Below are 263 nucleotides of genomic sequence, written 5' to 3'. Positions count from 1 at the left end.
ACCGCAACATTCCTACTCCCATTCCTATTTTTTCTTTCACATATTTGATGGAAAAACAATGCTCCGAATGTACCTCAAATAATAGGTCCTACCACTGGTACCCTTGCATAGCTCCAGCCAGAATCACCTTTGCCTACAATCGGTAAAAGAAAGTGCGCATTGCGTAGACCTAAATCTCGAGCTGGGTTTTTGGAATAACCTGTTGGGCCCCCTAAATCAATCCCAATTACAATAATTCACATACCAACTAAAAAGGGATTTAA

Annotated in this window: 1 pseudogene; it reads right to left on the bottom strand. The window is 40.7% G+C overall.

Features of this window, described 5'->3' with window-relative positions:
* Positions 1-74: 74 nt before the first annotated feature.
* Positions 75-263: pseudogene (locus KVT27_RS26900) on the bottom strand (aquaporin); the annotation flags it as partial.

It is taken from the genome of Lysinibacillus sp. GbtcB16, from assembly GCF_019091145.1.
Classification (GTDB): Bacteria; Bacillota; Bacilli; order Bacillales_A; family Planococcaceae; genus Lysinibacillus; species Lysinibacillus fusiformis.
Note: the sequence above shows the minus strand (reverse complement) of the source record. Positions and strands in the feature narration are given on the sequence as shown.